Below are 23674 nucleotides of genomic sequence, written 5' to 3' on the forward strand. Positions count from 1 at the left end.
GGGGTCAGTCTCCGTTCTCCCACTCGGGAGCCATGTCCCGCGCGATCTTGATGTCGTCGTTGGTGGTGCCGGCCGCGACCATCGGCCAGACCATGGCGTCCTTGTGCACGATGAAGTCGATCACGACCGGGGCGTCGTTGATCTCCATGGCCTTGGCGATGACCTCGTCGACGTCCTCGGCCTTTTCGCAGCGCAGGCCGACACAACCGTACGCCTCGGCGAGCTTGACGAAGTCGGGGATGCGCTTGGCGGCGTGCAGATTGGTGTTGGAGTAGCGCTCGTTGTAGAAGAGCGTCTGCCACTGCCGGACCATGCCGAGGTTCCCGTTGTTGATCACGGCGACCTTGACGGGGATGCCCTCGATCGCGCAGGTCGCGAGCTCCTGGTTGGTCATCTGGAAGCAGCCGTCGCCGTCGATCGCCCAGACCGTCGTGTCGGGCGCGGCGACCTTGGCGCCCATCGCCGCGGGGACGGCGTAGCCCATCGTCCCGGCGCCGCCGGAGTTCAGGAACGCGCCCGGCCGCTCGTACTTGATGAACTGCGCGGCCCACATCTGGTGCTGGCCGACGCCCGCGACGTAGTACGCGTCCGGCCCGGCGGCCTTCCCGATGCGCTCGATGACGTACTGCGGGGACAGGGACCCGTCGTCCGGCGTGTCGTAGCCCAGCGGGTAGGTGTCGCGCCAGGCGTCGAGCTGCCGCCACCAGTCGGTGTAGTCGCCCTTGCGCCCGGCCTCGTGCTCGTTCTGCACGGCGACGATGAGGTCGGCGATGACCTCCCGGGCGTCCCCGACGATCGGGACGTCGGCGTGCCGGTTCTTGGAGATCTCCGCGGGGTCGATGTCGGCGTGCACGACCTTGGCTCCGGGCGCGAAGCCGTCGAGCTTGCCGGTGACGCGGTCGTCGAACCGGGCGCCGAGGGTGACCAGCAGGTCGGCCCGCTGCAGCGCGCCCACCGCGCCGACGGTGCCGTGCATTCCCGGCATGCCCATGTGCAGCGGGTGGCTGTCGGGGAGCGTCCCCTTGGCCATCAGCGTGGTGACGACGGGAGCGCCGGTCAGCTCGGCGAGCACCTTCAGCTCGGCGGACGCGCCGGCCTTCAGCACGCCGCCGCCGACGTACAGCACCGGGCGCCGGGACGAGACGATCAGCCGCGCCGCCTCGCGGACCTGCTTGCCGTGCGGCCGGGTGACGGGCCGGTATCCGGGGAGCTGCAGCGCGACGGGCCACTCGAAGTCGACCGTGGCCTGCAGGGCGTCCTTCGCGATGTCGACGAGGACCGGGCCGGGCCGGCCGGTGGCGGCGATGTGGAACGCCTCGGCGATCGTGCGGCCGATGTCGGCGGCATCGGTGACCAGGAAGTTGTGCTTGGTGATCGGCATCGTGATGCCGGCGATGTCGGCCTCCTGGAAGCCGTCCGTCCCGATGAGGGACGACGCCACCTGCCCGGTGATGGCCACCATGGGGACCGAGTCCATGTAGGCGTCGGAGATCGCGGTGACGAGGTTGGTCGCGCCCGGCCCGCTGGTGGCCATGCACACGCCCACCCGGCCGGTCACCATCGCGTAGCCCTGGGCCGCGTGGCCGGCGCCCTGCTCGTGCCGGACGAGGATGTGGCGCAGCTTCGCGGAGTCGAAGAGCGGGTCGTAGGCCGGGAGGATCGCGCCGCCCGGGATGCCGAACACCGTGTCGACGCCGACGTTCTCCAGGGCGCGGACCAGCGCCTGGGCTCCCGTCATCTGTTCGGTCGTCATGATCTGCGTTTCCTTGGGGAGTGGTTGGAGGCTCGCCGGGCAACAAAAAACCCCCGCCGCCGTGAGGCGGTCGAGGGGAGGCGCGCAGGACGAGGAGCTTGATCAGCCTGCGCGCCGACCAAGTACTACGAGGATGGTGCTGGTGCTCTGCACGAGCCCACTTTCGCCGATGTCCGGCCCCCGGTCAAATCTGTGGACGCTTTGTCTCAAATGTCGAGACGATCTCCCGTGCCGCTCAGCCCGGCAGCGGCAGCGCGACATCGCCGGACGGGGCGTGCCCTTCGAGGTTGGTGCGCACCAGCGACTCGACCCGCCCGGCCGCCATCGGGCGCGCCACCAGGAAGCCCTGGCCGCGCGGGCAGCCCATCTCGCGCAGCGCCTCCAGCTGCTCGGGCCGCTCGATGCCCTCCGCGACCACGGTCAGCCCGAGGTCGCTGCCGAGCCGCACGATCGTCCGGGTGAGCAGCGTGCGGGTCTCGTCCGACCCGAGCCCCGCCACGAACGACGGGTCGATCTTGATGACGTCGACCGGGAGCTGCCCGAGGTAGGCGAGGGAGGCGTAGCCGGTGCCGAAGTCGTCTATCGCGAGGCGCACCCCGAGGTTCCGCAGCTCGGACAGGCGCTCCACGTTCTGGCCCGCGTCCTCGACGAGGACCTCTTCGCGCACCTCCAGCGTGAGGGCCTGCGGCGGCAGCCCCGTCTCCTCCAGCGCCGCCGCGACCGACTCCACGAACCGGGGCGCGGCGATCTGCCGGGCGGTGAAGTTGACCGACAGGCCGACGTCCCACGCGTCCCCGCGCCACCGCGCGACCTCCCGGCACGCCTCCCGCAGCACCCAGTCGCCGAGCGGGATCATCAGGCCGGACTCCTCCGCCGGGCCGATGAACTCCTCGGGCGGCACGGCCTCGCCGCCCCGCCACCAGCGCAGCAGCGCCTCCACGCCGGTCACCCGGGACGTCGCGAGGTCCACCATGGGCTGGAACTCGATCGCGAACTCCTCCTCGGCCAGCGCCTGCTGGAGGTCGCTGCCGAGCTCCAGGCGCCGGACGACGTCCGCGTGCATGTGCGGCGCGTACACCTCGACGCGCCCGCCGCCGGCCGCTTTCGCGCGGGCCATCGCCAGGTCGCCGTTGCGGAGCAGGTCGGCCGCGGTGCGGCGGAGCCGGCGGCCCGCCTCGGCGGCGTTCCCGGCCGCGCCCGCGGGCCGCTCCTCGTCCCCGGCGAAGGCGATGCCGACACTCGCCGTCAGCACGATGTGCTTGTTGCCGACCTGATAAGGGTCGGCCGAAAGTGCGCGCAGGAGCCGTCCCGCGAGCTCCACAGTGGCGCGCGTCTCACCGTCGTCCGGCGGTAGCTGGACGAGGACGGCGAACTCGTCACCGCCCCAGCGGGCCACCGTGTCGTCGGAGTGGACGGTCGCGCGCAGCCTCCTGGCGGCCTGCGCCAGCACCTGGTCACCGGCGGCGTGCCCGGCGGAGTCGTTCACCGCCGTGAAGCCGTCGAGGTCGACGAACACGACCGCGACCTCGCCGCCGGACGGCTCGTGCCGCGACAGCACCTCCCGGGTGCGCTCCTCGAAGTAGGACCGGTTGGGCAGGCCCGTCAGGCCGTCGTGGAACGTCAGGTGCGCCACCTGACGCTGCAGCGCCGCCTGCTCGCTGAGGTCCCGGGTGGTGACGAGCAGCCGCGTGGGCGCGCCGTCGGAGCCGCTGTAGCGGGAGATCGTGGACTCGGTCGGCAGCCACGTCCCGTCCGCCGCGCGCACCCGGCACGACACGCGCAGCGCCTCGTCGACGGACTCGTCGTCCAGGACTTCGAGGAAGACCTCCTCGACGCGCGGCAGGTCCTCCGGGTGGACGATCTCGTGCAGCGGGCGCCCGAGCAGCTCGTCGGGCTCGTAGTGGTACGTCCGCAGGGCGCCCGCGCTGGCGTACTGGACGGTGGCGTCCACGTCGCAGATGAGCACCGCGTCGTTGATGCTCTCCGACAGCGCCCGGAAGTGCTCCTCGCCGGTCTCCACGGCGCGGCGCAGCGCGTCGTTCTCACGGAGCAGGCCCGCCAGCCGCGCGAGCAGCACCAGCGCCGCCGTGCCCGCCACGATCGAGATGCCGGGTTCGAGGCCGTTGTGCCCGGTCAGCGCGTGGCCCGCGATGAACATGGCGGCCGCGGCGGCGATGGCCGCGGGGGCGATGCCCGGCCCGATCATGCGGCCCTGCTTCCCGCCGGTGCGGGCGACGGCGTCCGGCTCGGCCACGTCGTCGGGGATGTCGTCGACCGGCGGCGCCGGCTCGGCGGCCGGGCCCGTCCACGGCACCAGCAGCAGGAGCAGCAGCCCGGCCAGGCGCAGGATGTCGGACGGGTCGTCCGCCGGTCCGCCGCCGTCCAGCCGGACGAACGTCGTCACGATGTCGGCGGCCGCGATGGCGGTCAGCGCGCCGTACCCCATCCAGGCGAGCCGCCGGTGCCCGCGGGCGGCCCCGAGCACGAAGGGCAGCGCGCCGCAGACGAAGACGATGCCGATCAGCGGGTACAGCAGCTCCAGCAGGAACTCCGGCGGCGACTCCCCCGACCGGTGGTAGAGCGCGCCGAACAGGGCGACCCATCCGAGCACGAAGAGGGCGCAGGCGCAGACGTAGGTGTCGGCCGCGTAGCGCAGCCACGTCCCCCCGTCCCGGGGCAGCCTGATCGGCGCGACGAGGCCGATGACGAGCGCCACCAGGGCGAGCAGGTAGAAGAGGTCGGGCACCGACAGGGACAGGGCGCTGCGGCGGTACCCGTCGATGAGGGCGGCGCCCACGGCGCCCGCGAACCACGACGCGGCGGCGATCCCGTACCAGCGCCAGGAGGCGGTCCAGACGCCGCCGGGCGCGGTGCCCGGCGTCCCCCCGCTCGGCCGCCGGGCCGACAGCAGCAGGGACACCGCGGCGGCGCCGGCGGCGCCCGCCTCGGCCCAGGTGATGAAGGCGCTGCCGCCCCAGCCGAGAAGCGAACCGGTGGCGTACAGGACGCCGACGACGGCGGCCATGGCGACCGGCAGCGCACGCGGCGGCACCCGCCTGGCGTAGTCGCCGCTCATCGCGCCGTGTCCCTTCCTGCCCCGGTGGAGCGTTCGGTCCCTGCAGACGCCGCACCGCGCCAGGGGAGATTTCGGGTTCCCGATCTTCGCCATATAACGGACGGAAGATCGTGAATCGTGCCCGCGCGGGGTCGGCGCGGGCCGGTGGCGGGCGGGTCGGCCTCGCCCGCCGGAGATCAGCGTCGTCGCTGCCCTACGGGATCACCGTCGCGCTCAATGTACGTTCCATAGGTCACGGAGCGATTGAGGCTGAGCGTCCTCCCGGAGACAAACGACCTTGTCGAAAACCTATTTAGGACACCCGAAAGCCGGTCGTCACGGACATGGCGCCCTGCCCGGCGGCACGGAGAGTGAACACTGTTCGGGGACCGGGTCCGGGTACGAACCTCGCGCCGTGCGGGAATGACCGCGGCCGGATTGGAACGGCGGGCCACGCGGATCCGTACTACCTACGGGAGGTAATCTGCTCATGCCAAGGCACACGATCGTCCTGGTCTCGGCCGCGCTGGTGCTCGCGGCCTGCGGGTCGCCGTCCTCCGACGAGGACGGCGGGGCCCGCACCCCGCCGCCGGCGACCGCGAGCGGCACGGCCGGGACGGGCGGCGGGGCAGGCGGAACCGCCGAGCCCGGTGAACCGCGCGCCGTCGCCACCGGTCTGGAGGTCCCCTGGGCGGTGGCGTTCCTGCCGGGCGGCGACGCCCTGGTGACCGAACGCGACAGTGCCCGCCTGATGCGCGTCACCCGGTCCGGCGAGAAGACGGTCATCGGGAAGGTGCCCGGCGTGGAACCCGGCGGCGAGGGCGGGCTGATGGGCGTCGCCGTCTCCCCCGGGTACTCCGCCGACAAGCTCGTCTACCTCTACTTCACGGCGGCGTCGGACAACCGCGTCGTCCGCGCCTCCTACGACGGCGGCGAACTCGGCTCCCTGGAACCCGTCGTGACCGGTATCCCGAAGGCCGGCAACCACAACGGCGGCCGCATCGCGTTCGGTCCGGACAAGATGCTCTACATCGCCACCGGCGACGCCGGCGACAGCGGCCTGTCCCAGAACAGGAACTCCCTCGGCGGCAAGATCCTCCGCGTCACCCCCGACGGGAAGCCCGCCCCGGACAACCCCTTCGGCAACCGCACCTGGACGTACGGCCACCGCAACGTGCAGGGGCTCGCCTGGGACGACGAGGGCCGCATGTACGCCACCGAGTTCGGCCAGAACCGCTTCGACGAGATCAACCTCATCGAGCGGGGCAACAACTACGGCTGGCCCGAGGTCGAAGGCGAGGGTGACCGCGAGGGGTTCACGAACCCCCTCCTGACCTGGACGACCGACGAGGCGTCCCCGTCCGGCCTCGCCTACGCCGACGGCTCCCTCTGGGCCGCCGCCCTGCGCGGCGAACGCCTCTGGCAGGTGCCCCTCGACGACGGCGAGGCGGGCCGCCCGGCCGCGCGCTTCGCGTTCGGCTTCGGCCGGATCCGCGCCGTCGCCGAGGCTCCGGGCGGCTCCCTGTGGTTCGCCACCAGCAACAAGGACGGCCGCGGCGACCCGGCCCCCGACGACGACCGCATCATGAACGTTCCCCTCGGCTAGCCGGCGGCCGGCCGAGGGGAACGGCGGCGCGGCGTCAGGAGGCGCCGAGCTTCTCCAGGATGAGCTCGCGGGCGCGGCCGGCGTCGGCCTGGCCCCGGGTGGCCTTCATGACGGCGCCGACGAGGGCGCCGGCGGCGGCGACCTTCCCGGCGCGGATCTTGTCGGCCACGTCGGCGTTGTCGGCGATGACCTGGTCGATCACGGCGGACAGCTCGCCGTCGTCGCTGACGACCTTGAGGCCGCGGGCGGCGACGACCTCGTCCGGGGTGCCCTCGCCCGCGACGACGCCCTCGAACACCTTGCGGGCCAGCTTGTCGTTCAGCTCACCGGCGGTGATCATCGCCTGGACGCGGGCGACCTGCTCGGGCGTGATCGGCAGGTCGGCCAGTTCGACGCCCTGCTCGGTCGCGCGGCGGGACAGCTCGTTCATCCACCACTTGCGGGCGGCCGCGGCGTCCGAGCCGTGCGCGACCGTCGCCTCGATGAGGTCGACGGCGCCGGCGTTGACGACGTCCCGCAGCTCCAGGTCGGAAAGGTTCCACTCCCGCTGGATGCGGCGCCGCCGCGCGGCCGGGAGCTCCGGCAGCGACGCGCGGATCTCCGCCACCCACTCCCGCGCCGGCGCCATCGGCACCAGGTCGGGCTCGGGGAAGTAGCGGTAGTCCTGCGCCTCCTCCTTGCTCCGGCCGCTGGTGGTGCGGCCCGTGTCCTCGTGGAAGTGGCGGGTCTCCTGGACCACGCGGCCGCCGTCCGCCAGCACGCCCGCCTGCCGCTCGATCTCCGACCGGACGGCCCGCTCCACCGACCGCAGCGAGTTGACGTTCTTGGTCTCGCTCCGGGTGCCCCACTCGGTCGCGCCCCGCGGCATGAGCGAGACGTTGACGTCGCAGCGCATCGAGCCCTGCTCCATGCGCACGTCCGAGACGCCGAGCGAGCGGACCAGCTCGCGGAGTTCGGTCGCGTAGGCGCGGGCCACGAGCGGGGCCTTGGCACCGGTCGCGACGATCGGCTTGGTGACGATCTCGACCAGCGGGATGCCGGCCCGGTTGTAGTCGACCAGCGAGTACTCGGCGCCGTGGATGCGGCCGGTCGTGCCGCCGACGTGCAGCGACTTGCCGGTGTCCTCCTCCATGTGGACGCGCTCGATCTCGATCCGGTACGTCTCGCCCTCGACCTCGACGTCCAGGTGCCCGTCGACGCACAGCGGCTCGTCGTACTGCGAGATCTGAAAGTTCTTCGGCATGTCCGGATAGAAGTAGTTCTTCCGGGCGAACCTGCACCATTCGACGATGTCGCAGTTCAGCGCCAGGCCGATCTTGATGATGCCCTCGATCGCGGCGCGGTTGGTGACCGGCAGCGCCCCGGGCAGCCCGAGGCACACCGGGCACACCTGGGTGTTCGGCTCCGCGCCGAACCCGGTCGCGCAGCCGCAGAACATCTTCGACGCGGTGCCGAGCTCGATGTGCGTCTCGATCCCGAGCACCGGCTCGAACCTGGCGAGCGCCTCGTCGTAGTCCATCAGCGTCGGAGTGGTCACTTCGCCTCCACCAGTGCCGGGGCCTGCGCCAGCAGGGGGCCGCCCCAGCGGTCTTCGAGGGCCCGCTCGACGGCGGCGCCGACGCGGTACACGCGGTCGTCGCCGAGGACGGGCGCCATGATCTGCAGGCCGGCCGGCAGGCCGTCGGCGAGGCCGCACGGCACCGAGATCGCGGCGTTGCCGGTGAGGTTGGCCGGGATCGTGCACAGGTCGGCCAGGTACATCGCGATCGGGTCGTCGGCGCGCTCGCCGATCGGGAACGCGGTCGTCGGGGTGGTCGGCGACACCAGCACGTCCACCTGCTCGAACGCGGCCTCGAAGTCGCGCTTGATCAGCGTGCGAACCTGCTGGGCCTTGCCGTAGTAGGCGTCGTAGTAGCCCGACGACAGGGCGTACGTGCCGAGCATGATGCGCCGTTTGACCTCCGGCCCGAAGCCCTCGGCGCGGGTCAGCGCCATGACCTCCTCGGCGCTGCGGGTGCCGTCGTCGCCGACGCGCAGGCCGTAGCGCATCGCGTCGAAGCGGGCGAGGTTGGACGAGCACTCCGACGGGGCGATCAGGTAGTACGCGGGCAGCGCGTACGTGAAGTTCGGGCAGGACACCTCGACGACCTTCGCGCCGAGGGACTCCAGCAGCTCGACCGCCTCGGTGAAGCGCGCCGACACGCCCGGCTCGTAGCCCTCCCCCGCGAACTCCTTGACGACGCCGACGCGGAGCCCCGCGACGTCGGCGCGGCGCGCGGCCTCCACGACCGGCGGCACGGGCTCCGGCACCGACGTCGCGTCCATCGGGTCGTGGCCGCTGAACGCCTCGTGCAGCAGCGCCGCGTCCAGCACGTTGCGGGCGAAGGGGCCGGGCGTGTCCAGCGAGGACGCGAACGCGATCACGCCGTACCGGGACGACCCCCCGTAGGTGGGCTTCATGCCGACGATGCCGGTGACCGCCGCGGGCTGCCGGATGGAGCCGCCCGTGTCGGTGCCCGTGGACAGCGGCGCCTCGAACGCGGCGACGGCCGCGGACGAGCCGCCCGACGACCCGCCCGGGATCCGCTCCAGGTCCCAGGGGTTGCGCGACGTGCCGTAGGCGCTGTTCTCCGTGGACGAGCCCATCGCGAACTCGTCCATGTTCGTCTTGCCGAGGATCACCAGCCCGGCCCGGCGGAGGCGGGCCGTCACCGTCGCGTCGTACGGCGGCCGCCAGCCCTCCAGGATCTTGGACCCCGCCGTGGTGGGCATGTCCGTCGTGGTGAACACGTCCTTGTGCGCGATGGGGACCCCGGCCAGCGGGCCGAGTTCCTCCCCCGCCGCGCGCCGCTCGTCCACCGTGCGGGCCTGGGCCAGCGTCGCCTCGCGATCGACGTGGAGGAACGCCCGCACCTTGCCGTCCACGGCGGCGATGCGGTCCAGGTGCGCCTCGGCGACCTCGACCGCGGAGACCTCGCCGGCGGCCAGCAGCTCCCCGAGCTCCGCCGCCCCCTTCCCGACCAGCTCCATCAGGCCTCCTCGTCCAGGATCCGCGGGACGCGGAAGCGCTGCTCCTCTGCCGCGGGCGCGCCCGCGAGGGCCTGCTCGGGCGCGAGGGACTCCCGCACCTCGTCGGCCCGGTAGACGTTGGTCAGCGGCAGCGCGTGCGAGGTCGGCGGGATGTCCTCCGCGGCGACCTCCTGCACCCGCGCGACCGCGGAGATGATCTGGTCGAGCTGGGCGGCGAGATGGTCGAGCTCATCGTCGCCGAGCGCCAGCCGGGACAGCCGGGCGAGGTGCGAGACCTCATCACGGGTGATGGCGGACATGAGAAAACCGTTCCTGCGGATCGATGGGATTCGCCGCCCATCCTATGGCCCGCACCCCTCTCACCCGACCCGATCGCCACCCGGCAAGCCGCCATTACTGCCCGGGAGGCGCCTGGCCCGGATGGGGCTGGTAGCCGGGCTGCGGCTGGCCGGGGTACGGCGGGTAGCCCGCGGCACCGGGCGGCATGGGCTGCGGCCGGTACGGCGGCGGGACGGCGGAGGCGCCCGAGAGGATGCTCCCCGCGAAGGTGGCGAGCGCGAGCACGCCGAACCCGCCGAGGATGGCCACCTGGACGGCGTACTTCTGGTTGCTGTCGGCGGTCACCGCGATCATGGAGAAGATGAAGCAGGCGATCGCGCCCGCCATGGACATGAGCGCGACGGCCACCCGGGAACTGTTACCCATGGGCGGAACAGTAGCGACGCCCACCGACTGTTGACCCCGAGTCCAACGATCTTGCGATGAATTTTCCAGAAATCAACCCACATTGTTTAGTTCGCCCAGTGCGGGAACTCTCTGGTCGTCCCTCAGGACGAGCGAGAGGAGACCGCCGTGACCATCGGCGGCAGCATCGCGCTCCTCATCATCGGAGCGATCCTGGCCTACGCGGTCAACTACGACGTCAGCGGCATCGACATCCGCCTGGTCGGCGTGATCCTGATGATCGGCGGCCTGGTCGGCCTTGTCATCGGCATCGTCCGGATGGTGTCCGCCCGCCGCGCCGTCGACCGCCGCCCGCCCCCACCCGTAGTCCGCGAAGAGCACTACTACGAGGACGAGTACCGCCGGGGATACTGAGCTGCACACCGGCCGCACTCACTGACGCGACCACATCAGCCACCACCGCAACCCCGCGGCAACCTCAACGCCTGCGATCGCGTCCGGAGGCAGGTTTCGAGCGAAGCGAGAAACCTGATCGCGCAGCGAGCCGCAAGGCGAGCCGGAGCGATGCAGCGATCGCGCGCATTGCCCGCCGAAGGAAGGCGCCCTAGCGCCTGACGCCAAGGGCAATGCAATGAACTACGCAGCGGGTTCGGGGGCTCGTTGCATGTGGCGGCGGAGCCAGTCGGTGGCGGTGTCGGCGTCCATGGGGCGGCCGAAGTGCCAGCCCTGGGCGGCGTCGCAGCCCATCTCGCGGAGGGTCTGGGCGGTCGCGGGGTCTTCGACGCCTTCGGCGACCGAGCGCAGGCCCAGGGTGCGGACGAGGTCGACGATGGAGCGGACGATGACGGCGTCCTCGGTGGAGTCGGCGAGCCGTCCCACGAACGAGGCGTCGATCTTGATCTCCTCGACGGGGAGGCGCTTGAGGCGGACGAGCGAGGAGTAGCCGGTGCCGAAGTCGTCGAGGCTGAGCGGGATGCCGAGGTCGGCGAGGGCGCTGACGGTGTCGGAGGCGTAGGCGGGCTCGTTCATCAGGATCCGCTCGGTGATCTCAAGCTGGAGGGCCGCTGCGGGCAGGCCGCGGGCGAGCAGGCCCTCTTCGATCGTCTCGGTGAGGCCGGTGTCGAGGAGGTCGCGTCCGGAGGCGTTGACCGCGACCTGGACGGTGAGGTCCTCGCGCCACCACGCGGCGGCCTGGGTGAGGGCCGCCTCCACGACGTGGTGGGTGATCGAGCGCATCAGGTACGTCTGCTCGGCGACGGACAGGAACGCCTCCGGTTCGAGGACGCCCTTGTCGGGATGCCGCCAGCGCAGGAGGGCCTCCATGCCGACGAGCTGGCCGTCCCGGAGGGAGACCTTCGGCTGGTAGAACAGCTCCAGCTCGGAGCGGTCGATGGCGCGGCGGAGGTCGCCGAGCATGCTGAGCCGGGCCGGGGAGTTGCGGTCCTTGGCGGGCGAGTAGATCTCGACGCCCGTGCGGGCCTCCTTCGCGTTGTACATGGCGACGTCGGCGCGCTGGAGGAGCAGCTCGAAGTCGGGCGCGTGGTCGGGGAACAGCGCGATGCCGACGCTGCCCTCCAGTTCGAACGACATGCCGTCGAGCCGCACGGGTTCGCTGAGCGCGGCCCGGAGCCGGGCGGCGACCTCGCGGGCGGCGGCCTCGTCGCGGACGGACGGCAGCAGCACCGCGAACTCGTCGCCGCCGAGCCGCGCGACGAGGTCGCCGGGCCGGACGCTGTGGGTGAGGCGGTGCGCGACGAGCTGGAGGAGTCGGTCGCCGGTGGGGTGCCCGAGGGTGTCGTTGACCTCCTTGAAGCGGTCGAGGTCGAGCAGGAACAGGCCGGCGCGGTCGTGCGGCGGCTCGCTGCGGCGGCGTGGTCTTCCCACCGCGGCGAACGGGCCGCGCCTCCCGGCGCCGCGCGCCTCCGCGCCCCGCACTTCGGTGAGCGCCTCCTCGGTCCGGACGATGAGGAGCTTGCGGTTCGGGAGGCCGGTGAGCCCGTCGTGCAGGGCCTGGTGCTCGCGCCGGACGGAGACCGAGGCGTTCAGGTACACCGCGATGAACGGCAGGACGATGAGGGGCACGAACAGGGCGGAGCGGTCCATCGCCACGACCATCAGCGGGGCCAGCCCGAGCAGCGCGAGGTGCACGAGGACCTGGTAGCCGAGGTCGACGCGGAGCGCCTTCGTCAGCGAGATCCGCTCGTGCAGGGCGACGGCGGAGCCGACGAGCGTGTGGTTGCAGGCGAAGTAGACGGCGCCGGCGAGCGCTATCGCGGGCAGGTCGCCGCCGTCCGGCACCCACGGGTTCGTGGGGGTGGCGAGGACGCCGAAGACGGCGAGGACGAGTTGGGCCGCGCCGAGGCTGAGGGTGTACTGGGCGGCGTTGAAGGCGATGCGCTGCGGGCCGCGGCCGCGCAGTACCCCGCAGGTGATGACGGCGATGACCTGGAGGGCGGCGGCGATCGGCAGGCCCGCGTAGAGGAGCGCGGCGAACGAGAAGGTCGTGGAGGTGGTCGCGCCGTTGTTCTCCCTGGAGCCCGGGGTGATGATCGGGCGCAGCTCGCCGTAGATGATGAAGCAGCCGAGGATCCAGAAGACCGGCGCGCCGGCGAGCGCGTCCAGGTCGGCGCCGCTCAGCCCGGAGAACGCGGTGGCGCAGGCGGCCACGCCGAGCAGGATGACGACGACGAAGTAGATCCACAACGGGGAGCCGCGGCGCGGGGCCGTATTCCGCGTGTTGTTCGGGTCCTTCATCACATCCTCGGGGGGTTCGGGGGCCGTCCCCCGGCACCGGGCGTCCCCGGCCTCGGGGGACGCCCCCCGGGCGTTACGTCCGGAGATTCAGGTGTAGGTCGTGATGAGAGGGAGAGTACGGCCTTCGCTCAACTTCGCGAAACCGATTGCGTACGTTGCGTTATGCCCATGTTGCAACCCACCCCTCACCGTTGGGTAGTTGGAGTGTACCCCTGAGTAACGCAAACCTGGTGGAAGTACCCCGAACACACCGCGTTACCCGTCGGCGCTCACCGTCACTTTTCTGGCCGCATCCGGCCCATCGGCCAGCAGGACGCGGAAGCCCTCCTCCGCCAGGACCGGAACGCCCAGTTTGACAGCTTTGTCGTATTTGGACCCGGGGCTGTCGCCCGCGACCAGGAAGCCCGTCTTCTTCGACACCGAACCCGACACCTTGCCGCCGAGCCGCTGCACCGCCTCGGTCGCCGAGTCGCGGCTGTACCTCTCCAGGGACCCGGTGATCACCACCGTGACGCCCTCCAGCGGGCGCGGGCCCGCCGCCCCCTCGTCCTGCATCCGGACGCCCGCGGCCCGCCACTTCTCGACGATCTCGCGATGCCAGCCGATCTCGAACCACGCCCTGATCGACGCCGCGATCGTCGGCCCGACCCCGTCGACCGCCGCCAGCTCCTCCTCCGAGGCGTTCGCGATCGCGTCCATCGAGCGCATCTCGCGCGCCAGGTCGCGCGCCGCCGAGGGCCCGACGTGCCGGATCGACAGCGCCACCAGCACCCGCCACAGCGGCTGCTTCTTCGCCTTCTCCAGCTCCTCGAAGAGGACCTCGACGGTCTTCTTCGGCTCGCCCTCCTTGTTGGCGAAGAACGACACCACCTTGGGCTCGCCGGTCTTTGGGTCGGTCTTGGAGGTCCCCGTGCGCGGATCCAGCACGAGGCTGCGGATCGGCAGGAGCCGGTCGACGGTCAGGTGGAACAGGTCGCCCTCGTTCTTGACCGGCGGCTCGGCCGGTTCGAGCGGCTGCGTCAGCGCGGTCGCCCCCACGTAGCCGAGCGCCTCGATGTCCAGCGCGTTGCGGCTGGCGACGAAGAACAGCCGCTCGCGCAGCTGCCCCGGGCAGTACCGGGTGTTCGGGCACCGGATGTCGGCGGCGCCCTCCTTCTCGTAGGCCAGCTCCGTGCCGCACTCGGGGCAGTGCGACGGCATCTCGAACTCGCGCTCGGACCCGTCCCGCAGCGCGGTCACCGGCGCGACGATCTCGGGGATCACGTCGCCGGCCTTGCGCAGGACGACCGTGTCGCCGATCAGCACGCCCTTGCGCTTCACCTCGCCCTCGTTGTGCAGCGTGGCCCGCTCGACGGTCGATCCGGCGACCTTGACCGGCTCCATCACGCCGTAGGGGGTGACGCGCCCGGTGCGGCCGACACCGACCTTGATGTCGAGGAGCTTGGTGTTGACCTCCTCCGGCGGGTACTTCCACGCGATCGCCCACCGCGGCGCCCGGCTCGTCGAGCCGAGCCGCCGCTGCAGCGAGAACTGGTCGACCTTGACGACCACCCCGTCGATCTCGTAGGGGGTGCCGTGCCTGTTCTCGCCGTACTCGGCGATGTACGCGCGGACGGCGTCCATCCCGTCGAGGACCCGGTACCGGTCGCTGACGGGCAGCCCCCAGCCGCGCATCAGCTCGTAGGACCCGGACTGGCTGTCCGGCCGCGTCCCGCCGCCGCGCCAGGCCCCGAACCCGTGGACGAGCATGCCGAGCGGCCGGTGCGCGGTGACCCGCGGGTCCTTCTGCCGCAGCGACCCCGCGGCCGCGTTGCGCGGGTTGGCGAACGGGTCCTTGCCGGCCTCCACCTGCGCGGCGTTGACCTGGTCGAACCCCTCGACGGGCAGGAAGACCTCGCCGCGGACCTCCAGGAGGTCCGGCCAGCCCTCCCCCGCCAGCCGGTGCGGGATGTCGGCGATGGTGCGGACGTTGTTGGTGACGTCCTCGCCGGTGCGCCCGTCACCGCGGGTCACCCCGCGCACCAGCCGCCCGTTCTCGTAGGTGAGCGCGATGGCCAGCCCGTCGATCTTCAGCTCGCACAGGTACCCGGCGACCTCGCCGACCTCCTTGACGACGCGCTCGTCCCACGCCACCAGCTCGTCGGCGCTCATCGCGTTGTCGAGGCTCTGCATCCGTTCGAGGTGCTCGACGGTCGCGAAGTCGGTGATGATCGGCGCGCCCACCCGCTGCGTCGGCGAGTCGGGGGTGACCAGCTCCGGATACCGCTCCTCCAGCTCCTGGAGCTCCCGCAGCAGCCGGTCGTACTCGGCGTCGGTGAGCGACGGCTGGTCGAGGACGTAGTAGCGGTAGTTGGCCTCGTCGATCTCCCGGCTCAGCTCCAGATGCCGCTGCCGGGCCTCGGTGGGAACGCCATCGCTCATGGTCATGCCCCCTATTGTCGTCAACGCCTCCGACAATACGAGCCCCGCCACACCCGGCTACGCGGCCGCCTCGAAGAGCATCCTCGCGGCGTCGCGGCAGCGTGCGAGGGCGGCGCGGGCGTACCGCGGCGACGCGCCGGCCATCCCGCACGCGGGCGTGATCACCACCTGCTCGGCCAGCCGCGCGGGCGGGAAGCCGAGCCGCCGCCACAGCTCCCGCACCGGTTCCGCGGTCGCCCGGAGGGACGGCAGAGCGGTGTCGGTGGCGGGGACGGCGCCGAGCAGGAGGCCCGTCCCGGCGTCGATCGTCTCGCCCACCGCGTCGTCGTCGCGCCGCGGCACCCGGCTCAGATCGACCGAGATCGCCCGCGCGCCCGCGCCCCGCAGCAGGGCGAAGGGGACGTCCCGGGCGCAGCAGTGCACGACCGGGTATGCGGCGCCCTCCGCGCAGACCGTCTCGATCACCGTCCGGAGCGTGTGCTCCGCGACCGGCTCCTCGATCGCCCGCAGCCGGGAGAAGCCGCTGGCGGTCGGGACCGTACCGGCGAGCGCCGCGGGCAGCGCGGGCTCGTCCAGCTGCAGGACGATCTCCGCGGCGGGCAGCCGGCGCCGGACGTCGGCGACGTGCGCGGCGGCGCCCTCCGCGAGCGAGGCGGCCAGGTCGCGGACGGCGCCGGGGTCCTTGAGCGCCCGGTCGCCGTGCCGCAGCTCGATCGTGGCGGCCAGCGTCCACGGCCCGCACACCTGGATCTTGAACGGCCCGTCGTGGGCCGCGGCGAGCTCCTCCAGGACGTCCAGGTCCCGGGCGAGGTGGTCGCGGGAGCGGAGCGTGTCGCGTCCTGGACGGTCGGAGAAGCGCCACCCGGACGGCTCCAGGTGCACCGGCATGTCGATCAGCAGCCCGGCCGTACGGCCGGTGATGTCGGCGCCCGGGCCCCGCGCGGGCAGTTCCGGCAGATGCGGCAGCTCCGGCAGCTCACCGAGGACGATCCGCAGCGCCTCCGCCGGGTCCGCACCGGGCCACGACCCGATCCCGGTCGCCGTCCCGGCCTGCCACGGGTAGTTGGTCGTCACACACGGCACCCTACCGGCGCGGTGATCACAGCAGTTCCGCGAGCCGGTCCAGGTAGCGGAGCGTGTCGTCCTCGGGCAGGGTCTTCAGGTTGAACAGGACCTCGTCCACCCCGGCGTCCTTCAGCTCCTCGACCGTGCCGGGGTCGCGCGGCACGCCGAAGAGCGTCACCGGGACGCGGCGGCCGGCCCGCTCCCGCAGCTCGGTGATCTGCGCCGCCAGCTCGCCGGTGTTGCGCCCGTAGATCGGCATCCAGCCGTCGCCGAACTCCACGACCCGGTCGAACGTCGTCGGCCCGGAGCCGCCGATCATGACGGGCGGGTGCGGGTCCTGGACGGGCTTGGGGTAGGAGAACACCGGGTCGAAGTCGACGAACTCGCCGTGGAACTCCGCCTCGTCCTCGGTCCACAGCTCCTTGATGGCCAGCACGCGTTCGCGGAGCAGCCGCATCCGGGTCGCCGGCTCGGTGCCGTGGTTGCGCATCTCCTCGCGGTTCCAGCCGGCGCCGACCCCGAACACGGCCCGCCCGCCGGAGACCAGGTCGAGCGAGGCGACCTCCTTCGCCAGCACGATCGGGTCGCGCTGGATCACCAGCGCGATGCCGGTGCCGACGCGCAGCCTCTCGGTCACGGTCGCGGCGGCGGTCAGCGCGACCAGCGGGTCGAGCGTCCGGTAGTAGTGCCGCGGCAGCTCGCTCCCGCCCGGCCACGGCGTCTCCCGCTTCACCGGGATGTGCGTGTGCTCGGCCAGGTAGAGCGACGCGAACCCGCGCTCCTCCAGGGCCCGCCCCAGCGCGGCGGGCGCGATCCCGTCATCGGTCACGAACGTCGAAACACCGAACTCCACGGCACGCCTCCCATGTATCGCCTACGCGACCATAAGCCCCGCGCGCCCGGCCTGATTCCCAGGCCCTCGGCTAAGCGGGGACGCGGGCCGTGTCGATGATCGTCGCGGAGGCCAGGACGTGGTCGCCGTCGTACAGGACGGCGGCCTGGCCCGGCGCGACGCCGCGGGCCGGGGCGGCCAGGCGGATGCGCAGGTCATCGCCGTCCTCCTCGGCCGTGCAGGCGTACACCTCGCCGTGCGCGCGGAGCTGCACCTCGCAGTCGAACGGACCGCTCCGGACGTCGCTCAGCCACACCGGACGCTCGCCGACGATCTCGGTGACGTCCAGCGACTCGCGCGGCCCCACGGTCACGGTGTTCGTCACCGGGGAGATGTCCAGGACGTAGCGGGGACGCCCGTCGGGCGCCGGGGTGCCGATGCGGAGGCCCTTGCGCTGGCCGATCGTGTAGGCGTAGGCGCCCTCGTGCTCGCCGACCTCGTTGCCGTCGGTGTCGACGATCGGGCCGGGCGCCGCGCCGAGCCGCTCGGCCAGGAAGCCGCGGGTGTCGCCGTCGGCGATGAAGCAGATGTCGTGGCTGTCGGGCTTGTCGGCCACCTGCAGGCCGCGCCGCTCCGCCTCACGCCGGATGTCGGCCTTGGACGTGTCGCCGAGCGGGAACAGGGCGTGGGCGAGCTGCTCGGGGGTGCACACGGCCAGCACGTACGACTGGTCCTTGCCCGCGTCGACGCCGCGCCGCAGGACGGGGGCCGGGCCGGAGGCGTCCAGCCGTGCGTAGTGGCCGGTGCAGACGGCGTCGAAGCCGAGCGCCATCGCGCGGTCCAGCAGCGCCGCGAACTTGATCTTCTCGTTGCAGCGCAGGCACGGGTTCGGGGTGCGGCCCGCCGCGTACTCGCTCACGAAGTCCTCCACCACGTCCCGGTGGAAGCGCTCGGCGAGGTCCCACACGTAGAACGGGATGCCGATCACGTCGGCGGCGCGGCGCGCGTCCCTGGAGTCCTCCAGGGTGCAGCAGCCGCGCGCCCCCGTACGGTAGGACTGGGGGTTGCTGGACAGGGCCATGTGGACGCCGGTGACATCGTGCCCGGCCTCTGCGGCACGGGCGGCGGCCACGGCGGAGTCGACGCCGCCGGACATGGCGGCGAGTACGCGCAAAGTCATAGTCCTTCGAGCGTACGCGGCGTGGCCCGATCCCCCGACAGCATTTACGCGTACGATTGGGGCCGCTATGGGAATCTTCCGTCGTCCGCGCGAGGCGTCACCGGTGACACCGCCCGCGATCAGCGAGTTCTGGGAGTGGTGGGCACAGGCGCGCCCGACGATCGAGGCGTCGCTGGCCGCCGGGCCCGACCAGCCCGAGCCCGAAACGCCCGGCGAGGGCCTGTCCGCGGAGGCGATCGAGGAGCTGTCCCGCCGCGTCCACAAGATCCACTCCGGGCTGCAGTGGGAGATCGGCGGCGCCGAGGACCGCGCCCCCTCGCTCACCGTGACCGGCGGCGGCGCCCCCGAGCTGCGCGGGCTGACCGAGCGCTGGGCGCGGTCCGCGCCGTCCGGCGCCGCGGCGGGCGGATGGAGTTTCCACCCGGCGCGCCAGCCCGACCCCGAGATGCTCGCCCAGGACCTCGCCCTCGGCGACCACGAGTTCGACCTGGAGTACGTCCGCCTCGGCATGCGCGCCGACACCGACCGGGCCCGCGTGCACATCACCGCCTACCATCCCGACTTCCTGTTCGTGTCGGAGGAGCAGCGGCTCCAGGTCGCGCTGAACGTCCTGCACTGGGCCCTCGGCGAGGACGACGTCGCCCGCTGGATCGGCGAGGTGACCATCGCCACGGAGGCGCCGATCGACGCGCTGCCGCCGTCGATGCTGGCCGCCGTCGTCGAGCAGGTCGCCGAGCCGTTCGCCGAGCCCGCCTGGCTCACCGGCGAGGGCCGCACGCCCCGCGGGCACCCCGCCCGGCTGGGCGCCCGGTTCCCGCTGCACCGCCAGGACTACCCGCTCTGCGACCTGCACGTGGCGATCAGCGTCCCGTACGCCAACAGCAACCCCGACCGCCTCCCCGTCGAGCCGTCGTCGGGCGCGCTGCGCGCCTTCGAGAAGAAGCTCGCCAAGCTGGGCGACCGCGCCGTCCTCGCCGTCCACGAGACCGGCGACGGGCTGCGCGTCTTCCACCTCTACGCCGATCCCGACTCCGGGGTCATCTCCGAGCTGGACCAGCTCGCCGCCGCGTGGCCGGAGGGCAAGGCCAAGGTCGCCTCCACCAGCGATCCCGGCTGGCGCGCCCTGGCGCCCTACCAGCCCTGACGCGGCGCGGGGAGCCGCCGGGGGCCTACCAGCCCGGACGCGATGCGTCGACCTTGCGCCAGCGCGCCTCGCAGAAGGAGTAGAGGCCGAAGACGACCAGTCCCGCGGCCACGGCGAGCAGGCCCCAGGTCCCTGCGGGCGCGTCGGCGAACTCGCGGAGGGTGCCGTCCAGGCCCTTGGCCTTGTCCGGCTGGAACGTGATGGCGGCGTAGCCGAGGAACACCCCGACGCCCGCCCCGATGAGGCCGCGGGCGGTGTTGCCCGCGATGCCGAACGGCTGCACGAAGCGGCGCGCGGCCCGGCTCATCCGGCCGGTGTCCAGCTCCTCCAGGAATCCCCGGCGGACGGCGTCGACGATCACGTACCCGCCCCACACCAGGAATCCCGCCGCGACGGCCAGCACGAGCCATCGGCCGCCGGGCTCGCCCATCGCCCGCGCGGTGAACGTCTGGGACTGCTTGTCGCTCGACGTGCCCTGGTAGCCGAACAGGAAACCGAGGGTCACCGCGGCACCGCCCGCGTAGACGACGCTGCGGGCCGCCGACCCCAGCCGCTCGTGGAACTTGTCACCGTCCGGTATGGGACGGCCGTACAGGACCTCGGCGAACTGCCAGACGGCGAGCGCGGCGAACCCGGCCGCCATGAGCCACAGGACGACCGTGCCGCCCGGCCCGTCCGCGACCATCTGGAGGGCGCCCTTGCGCTCGGCCTCCTTGCCGCCGCCGTCACCGAACCCGACCCGGAGCGCCAGCCAGCCGATGAGCAGGTAGAGGAGGCCGCGGGCGACCAGGCCCACCCGGGAGAGGTGGTGGAACCACGGGTGTCCGGCGGCCCTGCGGCCGGCCTGCTTCACATCGCCTTCCGTCGCCATCGCGCTCCCTTTTCTCAAGGACGGCCCTCAAGGACGGCAGGGCTGTCCCCGTTAAAGGGATGGTCAAACGCGTGTCAGCCGAGACCGGCGCGGCGGGCGCGCTCCACGACCGGGCCGATCGCGTCGGCGAGGGCCTTCACGTCGGCCTCGGTGGAGGTGTGGCCGAGGGTGAAGCGGAGGGAGCCGCGGGCGCGTTCGGCGCCGGTGCCCATCGCCATGAGCACGTGGCTGGGCTGGGAGACGCCCGCCGAGCAGGCCGAGCCCGTGGAGCAGGCGATGCCGCGGGCGTCCAGCAGCATGAGCAGGGCGTCGCCCTCGCAGCCGGGGAAGGAGAAGTGCGCGTTGCCGGGCAGCCGGTCGACCGGGTCGCCGTTCAGGATCGCGTCGGGGACGGCGGCGCGGACGGCCTCGATCAGCCGGTCGCGGAGCTCGGCGAGGCGCCGCGCCTCGGCGTCCCGGTGCGCGACCGTGGCCTGGACGGCGGCGGCGAACCCGGCGATCGCGGGCGCGTCGAGCGTCCCGGACCGGACGTCGCGCTCCTGCCCGCCGCCGTGCAGCAGCGGGACCGGGTCGAGGAACACGGGCTCCTTCGGCTTGGCCAGCAGCAGCGCGCCGACGCCGAGCGGGCCGCCCAGCTTGTGACCGGTGAGGGTGAGCGCCTGCGCGCCGCTCGCGGCGAACCCGACGGGCAGCGTCCCGGCCGCCTGGACGGCGTCGGTGTGCAGCGGGACGCCGCGCTCGCGCGCCGCGGCGGCCAGCTCGGCGACGGGCTGGACGGTGCCGACCTCGTTGTTGGCCCACATCACGGTCGCGAGCGCCACGTCGTCGCCGGAGCCCATCGCCTCCAGCAGCGCCTCGGGACGGACGCGGCCCCGCTCGTCCACCGGGATCCAGTCGACCCGCGCGCCCTCGTGGCCGGCGAGCCAGTGCACGGCGTCCATGACGGCATGGTGCTCGACCGCGCTGGCCAGCACGCGGTTCCGGGCGGGGTCGGCGGCACGGCGGGCCCAGTAGACGCCCTTCACGGCGAGGTTGTCGGCCTCGGTGCCGCCGGAGGTGAACACGACCTCGCTCGGGCGGGCGCCGAACGCCTCCGCGATGATCTCGCGGGACTCCTCGACGACCCGGCGGGCGTGCCGGCCGACCGCGTGCAGCGAGGAGGGGTTCCCGAGCTCGCGCAGCCGGGCGGTCATCGCCTCGATCGCCTCGGGCAGCATCGGGGTCGTCGCCGCATGGTCGAGGTAGGTCACCACGTGGTCAACAGTAGCCGCGGCACTCGTGTTCCCCGCCGCTGCCCGCCGGTTGCGGGCGGTCCGGGGCACGGCGGGCGGCCGGGGAATGGCGGCGGCGGGGCCGGCGTTGGCCGGTATACCGTCCAGACGGTACAGTGCGAGGACCATGATGAAGGACACCCTCCTGGACGCCGCCGAAACCGTCCTCTCCGAGCAGGGGACGCAGGCGCTGACGCTCACCGCGGTCGCCGACCGCGCCGGCGTCAGCAAGGGAGGGCTGCTCTACCACTTCCCCACCAAGGACGCGCTCGTCCGGGCGATGGTGGCGCGGGTCATCGAGGAGTTCGACGACCTGATCGCGTCCTACGTCGCCTCCTACGGCGACGGCGTACCGGGCGCCTACACCCGGGCCTACGTCGAGGCCACGTTCGAGATCCTGACCGGGGAGGCCCGCTCCTACCGGCGCTGGTCGGCCATCACGGCGGCCGCGGCCGACCCGGAGCAGGCCGAGCCGCTGACCGAGGCGATGCGGCGCTGGCACGGCCGCGACCCCGCGGAGGATCCCGACCCGGGCCTCGCGGCGGTGGTCCGGCTGGCGGCCGAGGGGCTGTGGGAAGTGCTGAGCCATGAACCCGCGCTGTACGGCGCGGACCAGCTCGAAGCTCTGCGGCAGCGGCTCCTGGGCCTGCTGGAGCGATAGAGCCCGGCGCGAGCCGCGCCGGGAGACCACCCGAGGTCCGGGCCCGGAACGGCCTGGATCGTTCCATGACGTCCGTCACACCGTCCCGCCACGGGGTGCGCCCCGCCGCGCCCCGCGAACCGGGGAAGAACCGAGCCCAGAAAGAGGTGAACCATGCTGTCCCGCGCCCGTACGGGGACGTTCCTGACCTTCGCGTTGGCGGGCCTGCTGATCGGAGTGTGGGTGGCGCGCCTGCCCGCGCTGGCCGCGAAGTTCGGGGCCGGCGAGGGCGAGATCGGCATCGTCGTCCTCGTCTGGGGGCTCGGCGCGGTCGCGGCCATGCAGGCGCTGCGCGGGCTGATGTCCCGCGCCGGCAGCCGCGCCGTCCTGTGGGCCGCGCTGCCGCTGACCTCGCTGGCGTTCGCGGCGGTGGCGCTCGCGCCCACCTACGGCCTGCTGCTCGGCGCCGTCGTCCTGTTCGGGATGGCGTTCGGCGTCACCGACATCGCGATGAACGCGCAGGGCAGCGTCGTCGAGCGGGCGTACCGCCGGCCCGTGATGAGCGGCATGCACGCCGGCTGGTGCGTCGGCGCGATGAGCGGCGGCGTGTTCGGCGTCGCCACGGCGGCGGCCGGGCTCGGGTTCACCGCGACCGTGCTGGCCGCCGCGCTGGTGGCGCTGCCCGCCGGTCTCGCGCTCGGCCGCAGCTACCTGCCCGACCCGCCCCGCCCGGCGGCCCCGGGCGGCCAGGGCGCCGCCTCCGGGACCGGACGCGGCGCGCGGCGCATGCCGGCCGCGGTGTACCTGATCGGCGTGCTCGGCTTCCTCGCGTTCATGACCGAGGGGTCGATCGCCGACTGGAGCGGCCTGTTCCTGCACGAGGAGCTGGGCGCCAGTGAGGCGGTCGCGGCGGCGGGGTACCCGGTGTTCGAGCTGGCGATGCTGCTCGGCCGGCTCGTCGGCGACCGGATCCGGACGCGCGTCGGCACCCGGCGCCTGCTGACCGGCGCGGGGCTGGGCACCGCGCTCGGCATGACCGTGGTCGCGCTGTCCCCGGGCCCGGCCGTCGCGATCGCCGGGTTCTTCGTGACCGGGCTGGTGGTCTGCACGGTCGTCCCGACGGCGATCTCGCTGGCCGGCACCGCCGCCCCGGACCGTCCCGCCGCGGCCGTCGCGCAGGTCGGCGCGATGGGCTACGGCGGGCTCCTGCTCGGCCCGGTCGTCGTCGGCTTCCTGGCGGAGGCCACGTCGCTGCGGGTCGGCGTAGGGTCGGTCATCGTCCTGGCCCTGGTCATCGCCGCCGGTGCCCACTTCGTCCGGCTGGGCACGGGCACGGACGTCGCCGCCCCGGCGGCGATGACCAGGGCC

17 protein-coding genes and 1 pseudogene are annotated in these 23674 nt (G+C 72.9%); 5 read left to right on the forward strand and 13 right to left on the reverse strand.

The annotated features are described in order from the left end of the window. Positions 1–4 precede the first annotated feature (4 nt). Together E1289_RS16850 and E1289_RS16855 are read right to left on the reverse strand one after the other, a co-directional pair. Positions 5–1759: pseudogene (locus E1289_RS16850) on the reverse strand (acetolactate synthase large subunit); the annotation flags it as partial. 229 nt (positions 1760–1988) lie between these two features. Further along, positions 1989–4829 carry a GGDEF domain-containing phosphodiesterase gene (locus tag E1289_RS16855; RefSeq protein ID WP_131981152.1) on the reverse strand — a complete coding sequence of 947 codons (2841 nt, stop codon included), beginning with the start codon at positions 4827–4829 and terminating at the stop codon, positions 1989–1991. 469 nt (positions 4830–5298) lie between these two features. Here E1289_RS16855 and E1289_RS16860 point away from each other — a divergent pair, with 469 nt between their 5' ends. Beyond that, on the forward strand, positions 5299–6414 hold the full coding sequence (locus E1289_RS16860; protein ID WP_131981154.1) for a PQQ-dependent sugar dehydrogenase: 1116 nt from the start codon (positions 5299–5301) through the stop codon (positions 6412–6414). Between the two features lie 34 nt (positions 6415–6448). Here the strand turns inward: E1289_RS16860 and gatB are convergent, their stop codons facing one another. The 4 genes from gatB to E1289_RS39005 form a co-directional block, all read right to left on the reverse strand. Beyond that, entirely contained in the window at positions 6449–7933 is a 1485-nt protein-coding gene (gatB, locus tag E1289_RS16865; RefSeq protein WP_131981180.1) for an Asp-tRNA(Asn)/Glu-tRNA(Gln) amidotransferase subunit GatB, read from the reverse strand. Positions 7934–7947: 14 nt separating this feature from the next. Continuing rightward, positions 7948–9444, reverse strand: coding sequence for an Asp-tRNA(Asn)/Glu-tRNA(Gln) amidotransferase subunit GatA (gene gatA / locus E1289_RS16870; protein ID WP_207929005.1), 1497 nt, complete (start codon positions 9442–9444; stop codon positions 7948–7950). Continuing rightward, positions 9444–9743, reverse strand: coding sequence for an Asp-tRNA(Asn)/Glu-tRNA(Gln) amidotransferase subunit GatC (gene gatC / locus E1289_RS16875; protein ID WP_131981158.1), 300 nt, complete (start codon positions 9741–9743; stop codon positions 9444–9446). The genes gatA and gatC overlap by 1 nt, the downstream gene beginning before the upstream one ends. Before the next feature lie 94 nt (positions 9744–9837). Then, complete coding sequence (locus tag E1289_RS39005; RefSeq protein WP_207929006.1) at positions 9838–10149, reverse strand: hypothetical protein; 312 nt, start codon at positions 10147–10149, stop codon at positions 9838–9840. 147 nt (positions 10150–10296) lie between these two features. Between E1289_RS39005 and E1289_RS16885 the strand changes: the two genes are divergently transcribed. After that, entirely contained in the window at positions 10297–10542 is a 246-nt protein-coding gene (locus tag E1289_RS16885) for a DUF6458 family protein (RefSeq protein WP_131981160.1), read from the forward strand. 222 nt (positions 10543–10764) lie between these two features. Here the strand turns inward: E1289_RS16885 and E1289_RS16890 are convergent, their stop codons facing one another. The 5 genes from E1289_RS16890 to mnmA all read right to left on the reverse strand — a co-directional run bounded on the left by E1289_RS16890 (position 10765) and on the right by mnmA (position 18380). Next, positions 10765–12882 (reverse strand): EAL domain-containing protein, encoded by a 2118-nt coding sequence (locus E1289_RS16890; protein WP_131981162.1) that lies wholly within the window; start codon positions 12880–12882, stop codon positions 10765–10767. Positions 12883–13137: 255 nt separating this feature from the next. Beyond that, entirely contained in the window at positions 13138–15309 is a 2172-nt protein-coding gene (ligA, locus tag E1289_RS16895) for an NAD-dependent DNA ligase LigA (RefSeq protein WP_131981164.1), read from the reverse strand. A 51-nt stretch (positions 15310–15360) separates the two neighbouring features. Next, positions 15361–16377: a methionine synthase gene (locus E1289_RS16900; RefSeq protein ID WP_131981166.1), complete on the reverse strand. Its 1017-nt coding sequence runs from the start codon at positions 16375–16377 to the stop codon at positions 15361–15363. Between the two features lie 25 nt (positions 16378–16402). Next, positions 16403–17221 (reverse strand): LLM class F420-dependent oxidoreductase, encoded by an 819-nt coding sequence (locus E1289_RS16905; RefSeq protein WP_131981168.1) that lies wholly within the window; start codon positions 17219–17221, stop codon positions 16403–16405. 70 nt (positions 17222–17291) lie between these two features. After that, positions 17292–18380 carry a tRNA 2-thiouridine(34) synthase MnmA gene (gene mnmA / locus E1289_RS16910; RefSeq protein ID WP_131981170.1) on the reverse strand — a complete coding sequence of 363 codons (1089 nt, stop codon included), beginning with the start codon at positions 18378–18380 and terminating at the stop codon, positions 17292–17294. Positions 18381–18447: 67 nt separating this feature from the next. Here mnmA and E1289_RS16915 point away from each other — a divergent pair, with 67 nt between their 5' ends. Next, positions 18448–19524, forward strand: a complete 1077-nt coding sequence (locus tag E1289_RS16915; RefSeq protein WP_131981172.1) for a DUF695 domain-containing protein — start codon at positions 18448–18450, stop codon at positions 19522–19524. Between the two features lie 25 nt (positions 19525–19549). Here the strand turns inward: E1289_RS16915 and E1289_RS16920 are convergent, their stop codons facing one another. After that, positions 19550–20395: a DUF1206 domain-containing protein gene (locus tag E1289_RS16920; RefSeq protein ID WP_131981174.1), complete on the reverse strand. Its 846-nt coding sequence runs from the start codon at positions 20393–20395 to the stop codon at positions 19550–19552. A 74-nt stretch (positions 20396–20469) separates the two neighbouring features. After that, positions 20470–21645 (reverse strand): cysteine desulfurase family protein, encoded by a 1176-nt coding sequence (locus E1289_RS16925; RefSeq protein ID WP_131981184.1) that lies wholly within the window; start codon positions 21643–21645, stop codon positions 20470–20472. Between the two features lie 148 nt (positions 21646–21793). Here E1289_RS16925 and E1289_RS16930 point away from each other — a divergent pair, with 148 nt between their 5' ends. Both E1289_RS16930 and E1289_RS16935 read left to right on the forward strand, forming a co-directional pair. Then, entirely contained in the window at positions 21794–22327 is a 534-nt protein-coding gene (locus tag E1289_RS16930; RefSeq protein WP_131981176.1) for a TetR/AcrR family transcriptional regulator, read from the forward strand. Between the two features lie 153 nt (positions 22328–22480). After that, the coding region (locus E1289_RS16935; RefSeq protein WP_131981178.1) for an MFS transporter at positions 22481–23674 on the forward strand (1194 nt) is incomplete at its 3' end.

The sequence above is a fragment of the Actinomadura sp. 6K520 genome (genome assembly GCF_004349245.1).
GTDB lineage: Bacteria > Actinomycetota > Actinomycetes > Streptosporangiales > Streptosporangiaceae > Spirillospora.